The sequence below is a fragment of the Actibacterium sp. EMB200-NS6 genome, assembly GCF_001305615.1.
In the GTDB taxonomy this organism is placed as follows: Bacteria; Pseudomonadota; Alphaproteobacteria; order Rhodobacterales; family Rhodobacteraceae; genus Actibacterium_A; species Actibacterium_A naphthalenivorans.
Map to the genome: position 1 here is coordinate 361352 of NZ_CP010869.1, position 17444 is coordinate 378795.

At 64.5% G+C, this 17444-nt stretch carries 20 protein-coding genes and 1 tRNA gene; 14 read left to right on the top strand and 7 right to left on the bottom strand.

Features of this window, described 5'->3' with window-relative positions; all coding sequences use genetic code 11:
- Positions 1 to 285: 285 nt before the first annotated feature.
- Genes TQ29_RS01755 through TQ29_RS01785 form a run of 7 tightly spaced genes read left to right on the top strand, consistent with a single transcriptional unit; the run spans position 286 to position 5683 of the window.
- Positions 286 to 987, top strand: coding sequence for a response regulator transcription factor (locus TQ29_RS01755; RefSeq protein WP_037210057.1), 702 nt, complete (start codon positions 286 to 288; stop codon positions 985 to 987).
- A gap of 26 nt (positions 988 to 1013) precedes the next feature.
- Positions 1014 to 2714, top strand: a complete 1701-nt coding sequence (locus tag TQ29_RS01760) for a sensor histidine kinase (RefSeq protein ID WP_054537787.1) — start codon at positions 1014 to 1016, stop codon at positions 2712 to 2714.
- A 24-nt stretch (positions 2715 to 2738) separates the two neighbouring features.
- The gene (locus tag TQ29_RS01765; protein ID WP_054537788.1) at positions 2739 to 3170 is read left to right on the top strand and encodes an HPr kinase/phosphorylase; all 432 of its coding nucleotides are present in this window, start codon (positions 2739 to 2741) and stop codon (positions 3168 to 3170) included.
- Entirely contained in the window at positions 3167 to 4099 is a 933-nt protein-coding gene (gene rapZ, locus TQ29_RS01770; protein ID WP_054537789.1) for an RNase adapter RapZ, read from the top strand. The genes TQ29_RS01765 and rapZ overlap by 4 nt, the downstream gene beginning before the upstream one ends.
- Positions 4096 to 4488 carry a PTS sugar transporter subunit IIA gene (locus TQ29_RS01775; RefSeq protein ID WP_037210054.1) on the top strand — a complete coding sequence of 131 codons (393 nt, stop codon included), beginning with the start codon at positions 4096 to 4098 and terminating at the stop codon, positions 4486 to 4488. The genes rapZ and TQ29_RS01775 overlap by 4 nt, the downstream gene beginning before the upstream one ends.
- 8 nt (positions 4489 to 4496) lie before the next feature.
- On the top strand, positions 4497 to 4766 hold the full coding sequence (locus TQ29_RS01780; protein WP_037210053.1) for an HPr family phosphocarrier protein: 270 nt from the start codon (positions 4497 to 4499) through the stop codon (positions 4764 to 4766).
- A 59-nt stretch (positions 4767 to 4825) separates the two neighbouring features.
- Positions 4826 to 5683 carry a lysophospholipid acyltransferase family protein gene (locus TQ29_RS01785; protein ID WP_255353364.1) on the top strand — a complete coding sequence of 286 codons (858 nt, stop codon included), beginning with the start codon at positions 4826 to 4828 and terminating at the stop codon, positions 5681 to 5683.
- A gap of 12 nt (positions 5684 to 5695) precedes the next feature.
- Here TQ29_RS01785 and TQ29_RS01790 read toward each other — a convergent pair whose 3' ends face one another.
- Positions 5696 to 6571: a 3-hydroxybutyryl-CoA dehydrogenase gene (locus tag TQ29_RS01790; protein WP_054537790.1), complete on the bottom strand. Its 876-nt coding sequence runs from the start codon at positions 6569 to 6571 to the stop codon at positions 5696 to 5698.
- A 168-nt stretch (positions 6572 to 6739) separates the two neighbouring features.
- Between TQ29_RS01790 and TQ29_RS01795 the strand changes: the two genes are divergently transcribed.
- Positions 6740 to 7570, top strand: coding sequence for a DUF6473 family protein (locus TQ29_RS01795; RefSeq protein ID WP_157445492.1), 831 nt, complete (start codon positions 6740 to 6742; stop codon positions 7568 to 7570).
- Between the two features lie 78 nt (positions 7571 to 7648).
- Here TQ29_RS01795 and TQ29_RS01800 read toward each other — a convergent pair whose 3' ends face one another.
- The 6 genes from TQ29_RS01800 to TQ29_RS01825 all read right to left on the bottom strand — a co-directional run bounded on the left by TQ29_RS01800 (position 7649) and on the right by TQ29_RS01825 (position 11747).
- A complete protein-coding gene (locus tag TQ29_RS01800; RefSeq protein WP_054537792.1) occupies positions 7649 to 8575 on the bottom strand; it encodes an electron transfer flavoprotein subunit alpha/FixB family protein in 927 nt (308 codons plus the stop codon).
- Entirely contained in the window at positions 8575 to 9333 is a 759-nt protein-coding gene (locus TQ29_RS01805) for an electron transfer flavoprotein subunit beta/FixA family protein (protein ID WP_054537793.1), read from the bottom strand. Before TQ29_RS01805 ends, TQ29_RS01800 begins: the two co-directional genes overlap by 1 nt.
- Positions 9334 to 9486: 153 nt before the next feature.
- Complete coding sequence (locus TQ29_RS01810) at positions 9487 to 10059, bottom strand: cob(I)yrinic acid a,c-diamide adenosyltransferase (RefSeq protein WP_054540280.1); 573 nt, start codon at positions 10057 to 10059, stop codon at positions 9487 to 9489.
- Positions 10060 to 10066: 7 nt separating this feature from the next.
- Positions 10067 to 10267: a twin transmembrane helix small protein gene (locus tag TQ29_RS01815; RefSeq protein WP_054540281.1), complete on the bottom strand. Its 201-nt coding sequence runs from the start codon at positions 10265 to 10267 to the stop codon at positions 10067 to 10069.
- 71 nt (positions 10268 to 10338) lie between these two features.
- A complete protein-coding gene (locus tag TQ29_RS01820) occupies positions 10339 to 11166 on the bottom strand; it encodes an SDR family NAD(P)-dependent oxidoreductase (protein WP_054537794.1) in 828 nt (275 codons plus the stop codon).
- Between the two features lie 56 nt (positions 11167 to 11222).
- A complete protein-coding gene (locus tag TQ29_RS01825; RefSeq protein WP_054537795.1) occupies positions 11223 to 11747 on the bottom strand; it encodes an SH3 domain-containing protein in 525 nt (174 codons plus the stop codon).
- Positions 11748 to 11882: 135 nt separating this feature from the next.
- On the opposite strand from TQ29_RS01825, the gene parC reads away from it, so the two are divergent.
- The 6 genes from parC (at position 11883) to secE (ending at position 17341) form a co-directional block, all read left to right on the top strand.
- Positions 11883 to 14192, top strand: coding sequence for a DNA topoisomerase IV subunit A (parC, locus tag TQ29_RS01830; RefSeq protein WP_054537796.1), 2310 nt, complete (start codon positions 11883 to 11885; stop codon positions 14190 to 14192).
- 9 nt (positions 14193 to 14201) lie between these two features.
- On the top strand, positions 14202 to 14813 hold the full coding sequence (locus TQ29_RS01835; protein WP_054537797.1) for a hypothetical protein: 612 nt from the start codon (positions 14202 to 14204) through the stop codon (positions 14811 to 14813).
- Between the two features lie 119 nt (positions 14814 to 14932).
- Complete coding sequence (gene tuf, locus TQ29_RS01840; protein WP_054537798.1) at positions 14933 to 16108, top strand: elongation factor Tu; 1176 nt, start codon at positions 14933 to 14935, stop codon at positions 16106 to 16108.
- A gap of 117 nt (positions 16109 to 16225) precedes the next feature.
- Positions 16226 to 16849 carry a hypothetical protein gene (locus tag TQ29_RS01845; protein WP_157445493.1) on the top strand — a complete coding sequence of 208 codons (624 nt, stop codon included), beginning with the start codon at positions 16226 to 16228 and terminating at the stop codon, positions 16847 to 16849.
- A 74-nt stretch (positions 16850 to 16923) separates the two neighbouring features.
- A tRNA-Trp gene (locus tag TQ29_RS01850) sits at positions 16924 to 16999 on the top strand.
- A gap of 144 nt (positions 17000 to 17143) precedes the next feature.
- Complete coding sequence (gene secE, locus TQ29_RS01855) at positions 17144 to 17341, top strand: preprotein translocase subunit SecE (protein WP_037210808.1); 198 nt, start codon at positions 17144 to 17146, stop codon at positions 17339 to 17341.
- Positions 17342 to 17444 lie beyond the last annotated feature (103 nt).

A 17444-nucleotide genomic window follows, 5' to 3' on the forward strand; every position in this document is an offset into this window, starting at 1 on the left:
TCGGCGGCGCGCTGGCCGCCGACCCGCGCTGAACGGCGCGGGTGGCACCGTATATCACGCAGCTTCCGTGAGGGAACAGGCTCTGGGCCGTAGGTTAGCGCAAACCGAGCGAAGTTTAGCGCAACCGGAGTCGTGAAGTGATGCAATTTAGCAATGCGTCACCTTTTTTCGGTTGTAGTCGGGCACGTGCCGCCGGTGATTCGCAGTTAGGAGTTGATTCCATGGGGGGAATTGGGAAAAATATGGCAAAAAATAGGCACAGAGCAGTATAAAGGTAATTCCCACATGTCTAGGATTGCGCTCGTTGACGACGACAGGAATATCCTGACTTCGGTTTCCATGACCCTAGAGGCTGAAGGGTTCGAGGTGGAGACCTACAATGACGGCCAGTCGGCCCTTGATGCATTCAACAAGCGGCTGCCGGACATGGCCGTGCTCGACATCAAGATGCCCCGGATGGACGGGATGGATCTGTTGCAGCGGCTGCGCCAGAAAACCAGCATGCCGGTGATCTTCCTCACCTCAAAGGATGATGAGATCGACGAGGTGCTGGGCCTGCGCATGGGCGCCGACGACTATGTGAAAAAGCCGTTTTCCCAGCGCCTTCTGGTCGAGCGTATCCGGGCGCTTCTGCGCCGGCAGGATGTGATCGCGGGCGATGAGGTGGCGACCACCGAAGAGACCAAGGTCATGATCCGCGGCGAGCTGACGATGGACCCGCTGCGCCACGCGGTGAAATGGAAGGGCAACGACGTGTCGCTGACGGTGACGGAGTTCTTGTTGCTTCAGGCTCTGGCCCAGCGGCCCGGCTTTGTCAAAAGCCGCGATCAGCTGATGGATGTGGCCTATGACGATCAGGTTTATGTGGACGACCGCACGATCGACAGCCATATCAAGCGTCTGCGCAAGAAGATGCGCCAGGCCGACGATGAGTTTTCGGCGATCGAAACGCTTTACGGCATCGGTTACCGTTACAACGAAGAATAAGCTTTCACGAAACGCCCGCACCGGGGGTGCCCTTGCGCGATTCCAGATCATCCAGCGAAGGCTATGTTCTCTTGGGAGAGGACTGGGTTGCGCCGCCTCGGGACGATGGCGAAATCCGGGCGCGGCGGCGCAAGCGGGGCATCATCTCGCTGAACCGCTCGCCGCTGGCGCGCAAGATCATGACGTTCAACCTGTTGGGGCTGATCGTGCTGGTGGCCGGTGTGCTCTACATGAACCCCGGCCGCGACAGCCTGGTGCAGCAGCGCGAAGAGGCGTTCATAAACCAGGCCGAGCTGATCGCCGATGTGTTCGAGGCGCAGCTTCCCAGGGTCGGCCCGGTCAGCTTTGCCTCTGGGGATGGTGTCGATGCGGTCGAAACCATGGCCGGTCTGGATCTCGGCCGGGGAGTCGAGGTGTTTTTGTTCGAGAACTCCGATGCGCTTGTGGCCTCTTCGGTCGGGATGCCGCGCCGCGCGCCACCCCCGCGCGAGGCGGATGAGCGTTCGACGCTGATCACCGATTTCCTTGACAGGATCCTGCGGGGCATGTCCCGCGTGATCCGCCCGCAGAAGACGCCGCCGCCGCAGATCGGCCCTGCCGACCACGCGCGCCGGCTGGTGCCTCATACCCTGGCGGGCGCGACCGTTTCCCAGACGGCGACGGATGGCAATGGCGATACGGTATTCTCGGTCGCCACGCCGGTCATGCGCGACGGGCAGGTTCTGGGCGTTGTCGCCGTCACCTCGGCCGCGGGGGCGATCGATCAGCTTGTCAGGGTCGAGCGTGAGCAGGTTCTGCAGATGTATATCATCGCGATGCTGGTTTCGGTCGGTATGTCGCTGGTGCTGGCCAGCACGATCGCCAATCCGCTGTCCGATCTGGCGGCGGCGGCGGAAATCGGGCGCGACAAGAACTCTCAGAAATTCAGCCCCAGCCGGGTGCGCATCCCCGATCTGACGGCGCGCCCCGATGAGATCGGGCGCCTGTCGGGCGCGCTGCGCGGCATGGTGACGGCGCTGTATGACCGGATCGACGCGAACGAACAATTCGCCGCCGATGTCGCGCATGAGATCAAGAACCCGCTCGCCTCGTTGCGGTCGGCGGTGGGTACGCTGCATGTCGCCAAGCGCGAGGATCAGCGGATAAAGCTGCTGAACGTGATCGAGCATGACGTGCGCCGGCTGGACCGGCTGGTCAGCGATATCTCCAACGCCTCCCGGCTCGACAGCGAGTTGGTGCGGGAGGAGGAGGAAAGCTTCAACCTGCTGAAACTGCTGGAAAGCCTGGCCAATCACCTTGGCAATGATGCGCGCGAGAAGGGCGTTGATTTCATTTCCGATCTGCCGCCGGAGCCGATCATCATCAATGGTCTGGAGGCGCGGCTGGCGCAGGTTTTCGTGAACCTGATCACCAATGCGATCTCCTTCTGCGAAGAGGGCGACGCGGTGCGCATCTGGGCGCGCAAACGTGAAAACCGCGTGCTTGTGGTGATCGAGGATACCGGCCCCGGCATTCCCGATCAGGCGTTGACCAAGATTTTCAACCGCTTCTATTCCGAACGCCCCGTGGGCCAGTTCGGCAACCATTCCGGCCTGGGGCTGGCCATCTCCAAGCAGATCGTCGAGGCGCACGGCGGCGTGATCTGGGCCGAGAACATCCGCCCCACCGATGCCGATATCACCTCTGACCCGCTCGGCGCGCGTTTCGTCGTCGGCCTGCCGGTCTAGGCCGGTTGCGGCCGGGTGACCGGAATGTCACCGCCCGATGCCCCCGCCATCCTGCACGCAAGCTGCGTGGCGCTTGGCGCGTGCGGGGTGCTGATCCTGGGTGCCTCGGGCGCGGGCAAATCGGCGCTAGCGCTGGAGCTTGTGGCGCGGGGGGCGATGCTGGTGTCGGATGACCGCACCCGCCTGGAGCTGCGCGATGACATCCCGGTGGCCACCGCACCCGACGCCATACGTGGCATGATCGAGGCGCGTGGCGTCGGGCTGCTGCGGGCCGAGACGGTGCCCTGCGCGGCCATCACCCTTGCCGTGGATATGGACCGGGTGGAAACCGAGCGCCTGCCGCCGCGACGCGAGGTCACGCTTCTGGGCCGGCCGATCACCTTGCTTCACAAAGCGGAACATGCCCATTTTCCCGCGGCGATCGTGCAATATCTTAAGGGAGGGAGAGCAGCATGAGCGATACTGTCACATCCCGCCCGCCCGCGGCGGCGGATCATCAGCTGGTGCTGGTCACCGGGCCGTCGGGCGCCGGGCGCTCCACCGCGCTTGCCGCGCTGGAGGATCTGGGCCACGAAGCCATCGACAACATGCCGCTGTTGCTGATCCCGCGCCTGCTGGAGGGGCCGCCGCACGGGCCGCCGCTGGCGCTTGGCGTCGATACCAGAAACCGCGATTTCAGCGCCGCCGCCCTGAGCGATCTGTTCGCGCAGCTTCAGTCCGATGCCCGGGTTCAGGTCGTGCTTTTGTATCTGGACTGTTCGGCCGAGGTGCTGCTGCGCCGCTTTTCCGAAACCCGCCGGCGGCACCCGATGGCGCCCGCCGAAAGCCCGGCCGACGGCGTGGCGCGCGAACTGGACCTGCTGGCCCCGATCCGGGCCCAGGCCGATATGCTGATCGACACGTCAGAGCTGACGCTGCACGATCTGCGGGCCGAGCTTGCGCTCTGGTTCGGGCAGAAGGACGGATCGCGGCTGGCGGTCTCCGTTCATTCCTTTTCCTACAAGCGCGGGGTGCCGCGCGGCGCCGATATGGTGTTCGACTGCCGGTTCCTGCGGAACCCCTATTGGGAGCCGTCGCTGCGCGGGCTGAACGGCCAGTCGGCCGAGGTGGCGCAATACGTTGCCGCCGACCCGCTGTTCCACCCTTTCTTCGACAAGGTGCGCGACCTGACGGAACTGCTGCTGCCGGCCTACCGCGATGAGGGTAAATCGCATTTCTCGATCGCCTTCGGGTGCACCGGCGGGCAGCACCGTTCCGTCACAGTGGCAGAAAAACTTACCGATGCGCTTGCGGCGGCCGGATGGCGGGTGTCTAAAAGACATCGTGAACTCGAGCGGCAGGCCGGGAGCGGCGCTGCCATTCAGCAGACGGGGAAGACCGCTTGATCGGTATTGTGATTGTCGCGCATGGAGGACTGGCCAGGGAATACCTTGCGGCGGTCGAGCATGTTGTCGGCAAGCAGGACGGAATTCTGGCCATCTCGATCGAGCCGGATCATGATCGCACCGCCAAGCAGGCCGAGATCCGCGCCGCCGCGGATTCTGTGGATGACGGGCACGGCGTGGTTGTGGTGACAGACATGTTCGGCGGCTCGCCCTCGAACCTTTCGCTGAATGCCTGTGACCGGGACAACCGCAAGATCCTCTACGGGGCCAATCTGCCGATGCTGATCAAGCTGGCGAAATCCCGGCGGATGAATGTGGACGATGCCGTTGCCTGCGCGCTGACGGCGGGCCGCAAGTACATTGATTGCTTTGATGGCCACGCAGGTTGAAAGACAGGATGGCAATGCGGACTCTGGATATCGTCAACGAAAAGGGCCTGCATGCGCGCGCCTCGGCGAAATTCGTGGAAACGGTGGAATCCTTCGATGCGCGCGCCGAGGTCCGGCGTGACGGGCTGAGCGCGGTGGGAGATTCGATCATGGGGCTTTTGATGTTGGCAGCTTCCAAAGGAACCTCTATTGAGGTTGAAACCAGCGGGAACCAGGCCGACCTGCTGATGGACGCCCTCGCGGCACTTGTCGCCGACAAGTTCGGCGAAGAGTACTGAGACTGTGGCAGGGAGATCCGGACCCTTTGGTTGAGAGCTATCGACATAAGGCAATACCGGTGGCCAGCGCCGCCAGGGGCGCCCCGCCCCCGACCGAACAGCCCTATGACAAGCGCCGCCTCTCTTATGCCAATACCTTTACCAATCCGTGGAAGGCCAACACCATCCGCACGATGGAATGGCTGACCGGCAAGCTGACCCTGCTGCGACTGATCCGCCGGTTCGAGGCGATGGGCGCGCCGCACGGGCAGGCGTTCTGGAAACAGGCGCTCGAGGTGATGGGCATCGCGATCAACACCCCGCCGGAACAGATCGCCCGCATCCCGGCCGAGGGGCCGCTGGTGGTGGTGGCGAACCATCCGCACGGGCTGGTCGATGGCATGCTTCTGGCCGAGATGGTCGGGCGGGTGCGCACGGATTACAAGATTCTGACCCGCTCGCTTCTGACCGGGGTGCAGGAGGTGGATCAGTTCATGATCCCCGTGCCGTTTCTGCATGAAGAGGACGCGCTGCAGAAGAACCTGCAGATGCGGCAGCGGGCGATGGATCTGCTGAACGCGGGCGGCGTGATCATCCTGTTCCCCTCCGGCGTGGTGGCCACGGCCGATACCCCTTTCGGGCCGGCGATCGAGGCAGAGTGGAACCCGTTCACCGCCAAGATGATCCAGCGCTCGGGCGCGAGGGTCGTGCCGATCTATTTCCCGGGCCAGAATTCGCGCCTCTACCAGATCGCCAACCGGCTGTCGCCGACCCTGCGGCAGGGGCTGTTGCTCTATGAGGTCGTGCATGCGCTGAACCGGCCGCAGGCGCCGGTCGTGGGCGATGTGATCGAGCGTACCGATATCGAAAGCTGGTCGGGAAACCCGCGCGGGTTCGTCACCTGGCTGCGCAGCCGCACCTTGTCGCTGGCCGGCTGACAGGGTGCCGGATCAGCGTGTCGGCACCGGCGTTTCGCCGCGGTAGTCGTAGAACCCGCGCTGCGTCTTGCGGCCCAGCCATCCGGCCTCGACATATTTGGTCAGCAGCGGGCAGGGGCGGTATTTGGTGTCGGCCAGCCCGTCATGCAGCACGTTCATGATCGCAAGGCAGGTGTCCAGCCCGATGAAATCGGCCAGTTCCAGCGGCCCCATCGGATGGTTCGCGCCCAGCTTCATCGACTCGTCGATGGATTTGACAGACCCGACCCCTTCGTACAGCGTATAGACCGCCTCGTTGATCATCGGCATCAGGATGCGGTTCACGATGAAAGCCGGAAAATCTTCGGCGCTGGCGGCAGTTTTACCAATGTTTTCAACAACTTTCAGGCAGGCCTGATAGGTCTGTTCATCGGTGGCTATGCCGCGGATCAGCTCTACCAGCTGCATCACGGGCACGGGATTCATGAAATGGAAACCCATGAATTTCTCGGGCCGGTCGGTGCGTGACGCCAGCCGGGTGATCGAGATCGAAGAGGTGTTCGACGTCAGGATCGTTTCGGGCTTCAGATGCGGCAGAAGATCCTCGAAGATCGCGGTTTTCACGGTTTCGCGTTCCGTGGCCGCCTCGATGATCAGGTCCGACGGGCCAAGATCGGTCAGCTTCAGCGTGGTCTTGATGCGCGCCAGGGCGGTGGCCTTGTCTTCGGCGGTGATCTTTTCGCGGCTGACCTGGCGTTCGAGGTTCTTGTCGATCTGGGCGAGGGCGCGCGACAGGTTGTCTTCGGAAATATCGTTCAGAAGAACATCATACCCGGCAACCGCCAGAACATGCGCAATCCCGTTGCCCATCTGGCCCGCGCCAACAACTCCGACCGACTTGATATCCATGGATTTCCCTCTGCGGATCACGGCCCGACCATAGGCCCCCCGCCGAGGCCGGCGCAAGCCTGAAGGCGCATCGGCATTCGATTCAAATGCACGGTTTAGGGGTTTGGAAAGGGTCGCGGCCCAGTCTTGGAATCGGGTGAGTCGAAATGCAACAGAGTGGGTGGCGTGATGTATGAACATCCGGGCGCTGGGGCGCTGAATTATTTTCCGTGCCGGTACGGCAATTCAAAGCTTATGTTCCGAGGCCCGCGGCGCAGGCTGGAAGGCGTGTTCTGCGCCATGACCGGCGGAACCGAGACCTATGGGAAATTCGTGAAAACGCCGTTTCCGGCGCTGGTGGAGGAGTTGACGGGGCACAGGATCGTCAATCTTGGCTGTGCCAACGCCGGGCCCGATATCTTTTCAGGCGAGGCGGCGGTGCTGACCCTGTGTGCGCCGGCGCGGGTGACGGTTGTTCAGGTGCTCGGGGCGCAGAACATGTCGAACCGGTTCTACGCGGTACATCCGCGGCGTAATGACAGGTTCCTGCGCGCCTCGCCGCAGCTCAAGGCATTGTTTCCAGAGGTGGATTTTACCGAGTTCCATTTTACCCGGCACATGCTGACAACCCTGAAAACCGTCTCGCTCCGGAAATTCGCGGCGGTCGAGGCAGAGCTGAAGACGGCCTGGGTGGCGCGGTTGAAATCCCTGACCGCGCCTCTGGCCGGGGCGAGCGTGCTGTTGCACGTGACCGGCGTCGGGTCGCGGGGTTTCGCGGATGGCGGGCTGGGGCCGGAGCCGCTGTTCGTCGATGACGCGATGGTGGCCGAGGTGGCGCCGGGGTTTTCGGAAACGGTGCGGGTGCGGGCCAGCGCCGCGGCGGTGGCGCGGGGAACGGAGGGGATGGTGTTTTCACCGCTGGAGGAGCCGGCGGCGATGGCGCTGCCGGGGCCGGAGGTTCACGCCGAGATCGCCGCCGCGCTGGCGCCGGCGATCGACCGGTTCATGGGCCCTGCCTGACGAAACAGGCCCGCCGGAAAGGGCGGGCCTGATCGTGCATTCGGTACATTTCGCACCGTGGTTCGGTACGAAAGCGGCTTACAGCTTGTCGATGATCTCTGGTACTGCCTTGAAGAGATCGGCGACGAGGCCGTAATCGGCGACCTGGAAGATCGGGGCGTCTTCGTCCTTGTTGATGGCGACGATGATCTTGCTGTCCTTCATGCCGGCGAGGTGCTGGATCGCGCCCGAGATGCCGACCGCGACATAGAGCGCCGGGGCCACCACCTTGCCGGTCTGGCCCACCTGCCAGTCGTTCGGCGCATAGCCCGAATCGACCGCCGCGCGCGAGGCGCCAACGGCGGCGCCCAGCTTGTCGGCCAGCTGCTCGATCAGCGCGAAATTCTCTTCCGAACCCACGCCGCGCCCGCCCGAGACCACCACGCCGGCCGAGGTCAGCTCGGGCCGGTCGGAGGCGGCGACCTTGTCTTCCACCCATTCCGAAAGGCCCGGATCGGCCGCCGCGCCGATGGGCTCGACAGCCGCCGAACCGCCCGCGCCCGCCGCGTCGAAGGTCGAGGTGCGGATCGTCAGCACCTTTTTCGCATCCGTCGATTTCACCGTCTGGATCGCGTTGCCGGCATAGACCGGCCGCTCGAACGTATCGCCCGAAACCACGCCCGACACATCGGAAATCACCATCACATCCAGAAGCGCCGCCACCCGCGGCATGATGTTTTTCGCGCTCGCCGTGGCCGGGGCAACGAAATGTTCATACTCCCCCGCCAGGCTGACGATCAGAGCGGCGACCGGTTCGGCCAGACCGTTGCCATAGATCGCATCATCGGCGCAGAGCACCCGTGCCACGCCATCAAGTTCCGCCGCGGCCCCGGCCGCATCCGCACAGGAGGCGCCAGCGCACAGAACCGTCACATCGCCCAGCTGTTTCGCGGCGCTCAGCGCCTTTGCGGTCGCGTCCACGGCCAGGGCGCCGCCCGTGAGTTCCGCCAGAAGAAGTACAGCCATCAGATCGCTCCCGCCGCTTTGAGTTTCGCCACCAGCTCGTCCACCGAGCCGACCATTTCGCCGGCCTGGCGCGCGGCGGGTTCGGCGGTGCCGACCACCTGCAGGCGCGGCGTGACATCGACGCCGTAATCGGCCGCCGTCTTTTCCTCCATCGGCTTCTTCTTGGCTTTCATGATGTTGGGCAGCGACGCATAGCGCGGCTCGTTGAGCCGCAGATCCGCGGTGACGATCGCCGGAAGCGTGACCTTGATGGTCTGCAGCCCGCCATCGACCTCGCGGGTGACGGTGGCATGATCGCCCTCGACCGTCAGCTCCGAGGCGAAGGTCGCCTGGCCCCAGCCCAGCAGCGCCGCCAGCATCTGGCCGGTCGCGTTCATGTCATTGTCGATCGCCTGCTTGCCCGCGATCACCAGACCGGGCTCCTCGGCGTCGATCACGCCCTTGAGGATCTTGGCCACCGCCAGCGGCTCGATGTCCTGATGCACGTCATCGGCGGCCACCACAAGAATGGCGCGATCGGCGCCCATCGCAAGCGCCGTGCGCAGCGTCTCCTGCGCCTGCTTCACGCCGATCGAAACCGCAACAATCTCGGTCGCGACACCCGCCTCTTTCAGACGGATCGCCTCTTCCACCGCGATCTCGTCGAACGGGTTCATCGACATCTTGACATTCGCAAGATCGACACCGCTCCCGTCCGCCTTCACGCGAACCTTCACGTTATAGTCGATCACGCGCTTGACAGGTACCAATACCTTCATTTGCGGGGTCTCCTCCGGTCTTAATCCAACTTTGCGGTTTTTGTTATCGACTCTGCGGAGGGGAAAACAGGATTAATTCGACGGGGAGCAAAATTTCGGCAAAACCGCCGCGCCGTTTTCAGATGTTTCGCCGCCGATGCCGAGAGGCGCGGGCTAGCGGTTCGCGCCCGGCACCCAGAGCACATCATCCTTGCCGCCGTTGTTGGCGACACGGGCGGCGACGAAGAACCAGTCGGACAGGCGGTTGAGGAATTTGACGGCCGCCGGGTTGACCGGCTCCGCCGCCGCCAGTTCGACGCAGAGCCGCTCGGCCCGGCGCGATACGGTGCGGCACAGGTGCAGATGCGCGGCCAGGGCGGAGCCGCCGGGCAGGATGAAGCTGCGCAGCGGTTCCAGCGCGGCGTTCATCGCGTCGATCTCGGCCTCCAGCCGCGCGACCTGGCTGTCGGCCATGCGCAGCGGCGGAAATTCCGCCTCGGCATCCTTATCCATGTCGGGCCGGCACAGATCGGCGCCGAGATCGAACAGATCGTTCTGGATCGCGGCCAGGCGGGCATCCATCGCATCGGCCGCGTGCAGGCGGGCCAGGCCGACGGTGGCGTTGGTTTCATCGACGGTGCCATAGGCGGTGACGCGCAGCGCGTGTTTGGCGATCCGCGCGCCGTTGCCCAGGGCGGTTTCGCCCTGATCGCCGGTTTTGGTGTAGATCTTGTTCAGGACAACCATCAGCGCCTCACATCCGGCGGACATAAACGAAAAGCAGGATCAGGGCCACCGCCACGGCCTGGCCGATGATGCGGTAGCGCATGATGCGGTTGGCGTGCATGCGGTTGAACGCGCCGCCCCTGGCGAAGCCGCCGATCCCCAGCAGAAGGATCGCCGCCACCGCGAGGCAGGCCACGGCGACGAGGATGAAAAACGGGTCTTGCAGCATGCGCATGTCCTTTCCTGTTCGCTGGGAAATAGCGGCCCGGCGGACAAAAGCGAACCGCTATTTCGTCGCGGTCAGCTTTTTGCCAGCACCCGGTCCAGCAGCCGTGTGGGCAGCAGGCGCCGCATCAGGTTGGCGGCATAGGTTGGCGTGGTGACGAAATAGCGCGGGTGGGGGCGGCGGCTTTCGAGGGCATGGATCAGTTTCCGGGTGACGGCCGAGGCGGGCAGTTCGAACCCGTCGGAGCCGCCGTCGTAGAGCCGTTTGAGCAGGCTTTCCCGATATTGATCGGCGCGGGCGGAGGCCTGCCAGTTCACCCATTTTTCGAAATGGGGGATGGAATTGGTGCGGATGTTCGAGGTGACGGGCCCCGGTTCGATCAGGATGATCCGGATCGGCGTATCGCGCATCTCGAGGCGCAGCGTGTCTGTCAGCCCTTCGAGCGCGAATTTGCTCGAGGCATAGGCGCCGCGCCATTTCAGCGACACGAAGCCGAGCACGGAGGAGTTGTTGACGATCCGGCCGTGACCCTGGGCGCGCATCACCGGGATCACCCGGCGCGTCAGGTCGTGATAGCCGAAAACGTTGGTTTCGTAGATCTCGCGCAGCGCGCCGCGGGGCAGATCCTCGACCGCGCCGGGGCAGGCGAAGGCGCCGTTGTTGAACAACGCGTCGAGCGTGCCGCCGGTGCGCGCCAGAGCCTCGGCCAGGGCCGCCTCGATGCTGGATTCATCGGTATAGTCGAGCGGGAAGCTTTCCAGCCCCTCGTCGCGCAGGCGGGCGCAGTCGGTTTCCTGCCGGCAGGTGGCGAAGACGCGCCAGCCGTGTTTCGCCAGCCCGTGCGCCGCGTCATATCCGATGCCCGAGGAGCACCCGGTGATGAGGATGGAATTCCGGCTCATGCGCCTGCCTGTTGTCTGCCCGCGCGCAGGCTAGGGCAAATGCGGCGGCGCGGCAATCAGCCTTCGGGGGCGAGGAAGCGCTCGGCCATGAAGCCGCGCAGGCCGGTCGCCTGGACCTGAAGCTCGACCCATCCGTCGGTGGGGGCGGAGACGAGGGTGGCCCTGGTGCCGCGGGTCAGGGCGGTGATGACCTCGGCGCCGGTGGAGGGGCCGGCGCGCAGGTTCACCCGGCTGCCGGTGACGGTATAGACCGTGCCGCCGGGTGTCGCCGGGGCGGCGGTCTGGCGGGGCTCGGCGGGCGTGTAGCCGGCAGGGGCGTCACGCTTGTCGATGGTGCGCAGGGCGGGGGCGGAGCCGGAGCCGAAGGAGACGGGCGTGACCTTTATGCCGCCGGCGTCTTCCGGCGGCAGGGCGGGGGCCGGGGCCCGGGCCTTGGCGGGCGCGGCGGCGGGGGCCGGCTCGGCGGTTGCCTCTTCGGCGGAGGTGACGAAGCGCGCGGCGCTCATCACCGGCGCGGGTTCTCCGTAGAGGGTGAGCACGGCGTAGAGCGCGGCGCAGGTCCAGAATATCAACCGAAACATTTAACTTCCCAGAATGGCACTTGTTGTGGGGCGAACTCATGACGGCGGCGTCGGTTCCGAAAAAGGGGAATGAACGGCCGTTCTGCCCCGTTTGCTTGCTTGTGGCGGCGCGCGGGCTTGGCTATCACCAGATGCATGGATGATCAGACCGACGACCCCAAGATGGAGCATTCCGAACTGGCCGAGCCACTGCGCCGGGCCATCGGTGAACGCTATCTGACCTATGCGCTTTCAACGATCATGGACCGCGCGCTGCCCGATGCGCGCGACGGGCTGAAGCCGGTTCACCGGCGAATCCTCTATGCGATGCGCGAATTGCGGCTGGCCTCGACCGGGGGATTCCGCAAATCCGCCAAGATCAGCGGCGACGTGATGGGCAACTATCACCCGCATGGCGATGCCGCGATCTATGATGCCATGGCGCGGCTGGCGCAGGATTTCAACGTGCGCTATCCGCTGGTCGACGGGCAGGGCAATTTCGGCAATATCGATGGCGATAACCCGGCCGCCAGCCGGTATACCGAGGCGCGGCTGACCGCGGCGGCCGAGGCGCTGATGGAGGGGCTGGCCGAGAACGCGGTGGATTTCCGCGACAATTACGATGGCACGCTGACCGAGCCGGTGGTGCTGCCCGCGTCTTTCCCGAACCTGCTGGCCAACGGGTCGAGCGGCATCGCGGTGGGCATGGCCACCAACATCCCGCCGCACAACATCGAAGAGCTGATCAATGCCTGCCTCTATCTGATCAAGTCGCCCAATGCCCGCGACGAGACCCTGATCGAGCATATCCCCGGCCCCGATTTCCCCACCGGCGGCGTGATCGTCGAGCCGCGGGAAAACATCATCGAGGCCTATCGCACCGGGCGCGGCAGTTTCCGTCTGCGCGCGAAATGGGAGGTCGAGGATCTGGGCCGTGGCCAGTGGCAGATCGTGGTGACGGAGATCCCCTATCAGGTGCCCAAGTCGCGCCTGATCGAAAAGCTGGCCGAGCTGATCCAGACCAAGAAGATCCCGATCTTCGGCGATGTGCGCGACGAATCGGCCGAGGATGTGCGGCTGGTGATCGAGCCCAAGACCCGCAACGTGGACCCCGAGATGCTGATGGGGATGCTGTTCCGCAACTCGGACCTCGAGGTGCGCTTCAGCCTGAACATGAACGTGCTGATCGATGGGCGCCAGCCGAAGGTGTGCAGCCTGAAAGAGGTGCTGCGCGCCTTTCTGGATCACCGGCGCGAGGTGTTGCTGCGGCGCAGCCAGCATCGGCTGGAGAAGATCGACCACCGGCTCGAGGTTCTGGAAGGGTTCCTCATCGCCTTTCTCAACCTCGACCGGGTAATCGACATCATCCGCTATGATGACGAGCCCAAGGCGGCGCTGATGCGCGAGGATTGGGGCAAGGATCATGTGCGCGCGGTATCGGAAAAGGATTACGTGTCGCCCGCTGCCGGGGGCACGGGCGAGCTGAGCGAGGTGCAGGCCGAAGCGATCCTGAACATGCGGCTGCGTTCCTTGCGCCGTCTGGAAGAGCTGGAGCTGCGGCGCGAGCGCGACGCGCTGATGGAAGAGCGCGCCGGGCTGGAGGATCTGCTGGAAAACGAGACCGTGCAGTGGGACAGCATTTCCGCCCAGCTGCGCGAGACCCGCACGAAATTCGGCAAGAGATCCGAGGGCGGCGCGCGGCGCACCCGGTTCGCCGAGGCGGGCGCGGTGGAAGAGGTGCCGCTGGAGGCGATGATCGAGCGCGAGCCGGTGACCGTGGTCTGCTCCAAGATGGGGTGGATCCGCGCGATGAAGGGGCATGTGGCGCAGGACACGGCGCTGAAGTTCAAGGACGGCGACGAGGGCCGCTTTGTCTTTCATGCCGAGACGACCGACCGCCTGTTGCTGCTGGGCACCAACGGACGGTTCTATACGCTGCCCGCCTCGCAGCTTCCGGGCGGGCGCGGCATGGGCGAGCCTGTGCGGCTGATGGTCGATCTGCCGAACGAGGCCGATATCGTGGATCTGTTCATCCACCGGCCGGGGTCGAAGCTGCTGGTGGCCTCTTCGGCGGGCGACGGGTTCGTGGTGCCGTCGGACGAGGTTCTGGCGCAGACGCGGACCGGCCGGCAGGTGCTGAACGTGCGCGGCGACACGGTGGCCAGGGTCTGCCGTGCGGTGGCGGGTGATCACGTGGCCTGTGTCGGCGAGAATCGCAAGGTTCTGGTGTTCGCGCTGGAGGAGCTGCCCGAGATGACGCGGGGCAAGGGCGTGAGGCTGCAGAAATACAAGGATGGCGGGCTGAGCGACGCGACGACCTTTGTTCTGGCCGATGGATTGTCGTGGAAGGATCCGGCCGGCCGGACCCGCACCGAAACCGATCTTGGCGAATGGATCGGCAAGCGGGCGGCAAGCGGCCGGATGGCGCCGCGCGGGTTCCCGCGGGACAACCGGTTTACGCAGTAAGGGGGGAGCATGGTTGTGACGCGGACCCGGGCGCGGGCGATTCTGGGCGCGGCGGCGCTTGTGGCGCTGGCCGCCTGTGCCGGGACACAGCCCGGCGACCCGCTGGAGCCGCCGGCGCTGCTGGGCGATTTCCGGCTCGGTCACAATATCGTGGTGGCTGACGAGGCGCAAAAGCTGCCCCCCTCGCGCAAGGCGACGGCGGATGAGTGGGAAGCGGCGGTGAAAACAGAGGTCGAGCGCCGCTTCGGCCGGTATGAGGGCGAAAAGATCTATCACATCGGGGTCAGGGTGGATGGCTATGCGCTGGCCGTGCCGGGGATTCCGATCATCCTTTCGCCCAAGTCGGCGCTGGTTTTCACCGTCAATATCTGGGACGACGCGGCGGGGCAAAAGCTCAATGCCAAGCCCGAGCAGATCGCGGTGCTGGAAAGCGTCACGGGCAAGACGCTGGTGGGCTCGGGCCTGACGCGGAGCCGCGAGGAACAGATGCAGGATCTGGCGCAGAACGCGGCGAAGGCGATCGAGCGCTGGCTGGTGAAGAACCGGGCTGACTGGTTCGGGCAGGAAGAGCCGGAGCCGGTTGCCGAAGAAGCCGCGGCGGGGGGCGGCGAGGATGCCTGAGCCTCGCCGCCGGCCGGAACCGCGAACTGGCGCTTGATTTCTCCTCCATCTGCCAATAATTAGCCCGCGATGTTGAATCGGGCCATGTCCGGCCCCCTAATCCATGAGGCGCCAGAGGAATGGCTAAGGAAAAGTTTGAGCGTACCAAACCGCACGTTAACATCGGCACGATCGGGCATGTTGACCACGGCAAGACGACGCTGACGGCGGCGATCACGAAGTATTACGGTGATTTCAAGGCCTATGATCAGATCGACGGCGCGCCGGAAGAGAAGGCGCGCGGGATCACGATCTCGACCGCGCATGTGGAATACGAGACGGAAACCCGTCACTACGCGCATGTGGACTGCCCCGGGCACGCCGACTATGTGAAGAACATGATCACCGGTGCGGCGCAGATGGACGGGGCGATCCTGGTCGTGAACTCGGCGGACGGCCCGATGCCGCAGACGCGCGAGCACATCCTGCTGGGGCGCCAGGTGGGCATCCCCTACATGGTCGTCTACATGAACAAGGTCGACCAGGTGGATGACGAGGAGCTTCTGGAGCTGGTGGAGATGGAGATCCGCGAGCTGCTGTCGTCCTACGACTATCCGGGCGACGACATTCCGGTGATCAAGGGCTCGGCGCTGGCGGCGCTGGAAGGCCGCGATCCCGAGATCGGCGAGAACTCGATCCGCGAGCTTCTGGCGGCGGTGGACGAATACATCCCGACGCCCGAGCGCGCGGTCGACCAGCCGTTCCTGATGCCGATCGAGGACGTGTTCTCGATTTCCGGCCGCGGCACGGTTGTGACCGGTCGGGTCGAGCGGGGCGTCGTGAACGTGGGCGACGAGCTTGAGATCGTGGGCATCACCGACACCAAGAAGACGACCTGCACGGGCGTGGAAATGTTCCGCAAGCTGCTCGATCGTGGTGAGGCCGGCGACAACATCGGCGCGCTGCTGCGCGGCATCGACCGTGAGGGCGTGGAGCGCGGGCAGGTTCTGTGCAAGCCGGGTTCGGTGACGCCGCACACGAAGTTCGAGGCCGAAGCCTATATCCTGACCAAGGAAGAGGGTGGCCGGCACACGCCGTTCTTCGCGAACTACCGGCCGCAGTTCTACTTCCGGACGACGGATGTGACCGGCACCGTGACGCTGCCCGAGGGCACCGAGATGGTGATGCCGGGCGACAACCTGAAGTTCGAGGTCGAGCTGATCGCGCCGATCGCGATGGAAGAGAAGCTGCGCTTCGCCATCCGCGAAGGCGGCCGCACCGTCGGCGCAGGCGTCGTTTCCAAGATCATCGAGTAAACCATTCCCAGAAAATTTGCGACGGGCCGCCCTTTGGGGCGGCCCTTTTTTCATGCCGTTGTTACAAGAATCGGGATCAGTCTTCTTTTGGACGGGTTTGCGCAGAAACGGGCGGGCATGGAGTTTTTTCAAATTGAGATTTCGGAGCAGGCTGAGCGGCTCGACTACAACGCGTTGACGGACGAAGAGAGGGGAACCCTGTTTCAGGGGCTGGTCCACAACCCGGCAACGCATGACATTTTCCGCATTCTGCTGTCGCCCGTCGAACGCCCCGCCAATCCCGACTGGAGCGAGCGGCAAAAACGCCGCAAGCGATACGATTTGGTGGACCGCATTCTGGTGGAAATGCAGCCCGGATCCAGACAGATTCGTATCGCGGGGATTTATCCGGCCTCTATCGCGGCAGACGGTGCGGGGGCGTTCGATTTCGAGGCCGAGGCCGGTGCGAAAATTCTGGAAGTTGCCGATGCCCGGCTGCGTTTTGCCGGGCCGATCAAGAACTGGTGGCGAAAGCGGCGCCCGCTTGTGGTGGCGCAACGGACGGATCGCGTTGCCCAATGGGTTTACAGCCGCGACTGGATCACCAGGGGGAGCCAGTGTCAGGGCGAGCTGTTGTGCGAAGTGCCAAAATCGCTGACGGGTGCGGCGCGCAGCATCCAGTGCTATGCGGATTTCAAGGATAGCGGCGGGCGCGCTGTCGAGCGGTCGACCCGGCGGGTCAAGGTCCCCGACCCGATTTAAGCATCCATGACGCAGTTCGTTCCGTTACACTCTTGATTCCCGCCGCGCGGTGACGTAATCGGTCACTCGGCCTTAGGGGTTTAGCTCAGTTGGTAGAGCATCGGTCTCCAAAACCGAGGGTCGTGGGTTCGAGTCCCCCAACCCCTGCCAGGCCTTTCGCGCAGAAGATTGCCGCCGCGCGCCGCGGAGGGCGCAGGTGCCGGGGCGTGACGCCGCGGCCGGGCGGAGTGCCCCTTGTAAAGCGGGCCGGATGCGCGTATCTCCGCGCCGTTGACAGACAGATCAGGAAGACACATGGCGAAGGCTAACCCTCTTCAGTTTATTCAGCAGACCCGGTCGGAGATTGCCAAGGTGGTCTGGCCGACGCGGCGCGAGGTTCTTCTGACCACGGCGATGGTGTTCGCCCTGGCCGCGCTGACGGCGGTCTTCTTTTCGCTGGTGGATCTTGCGATCCGCAGCGGGCTGGCGGCGATGCTGGGCCTTTTCGCCTGAGTTTTTTGGCAGGACCGCCCTTGAAAAGGCCTCTCAAGGCCGGTATGGCGGGTCCACCTTCATAAACCGGCGTGCATCGATTCGGGTTGCGCGCTGTTTTTTG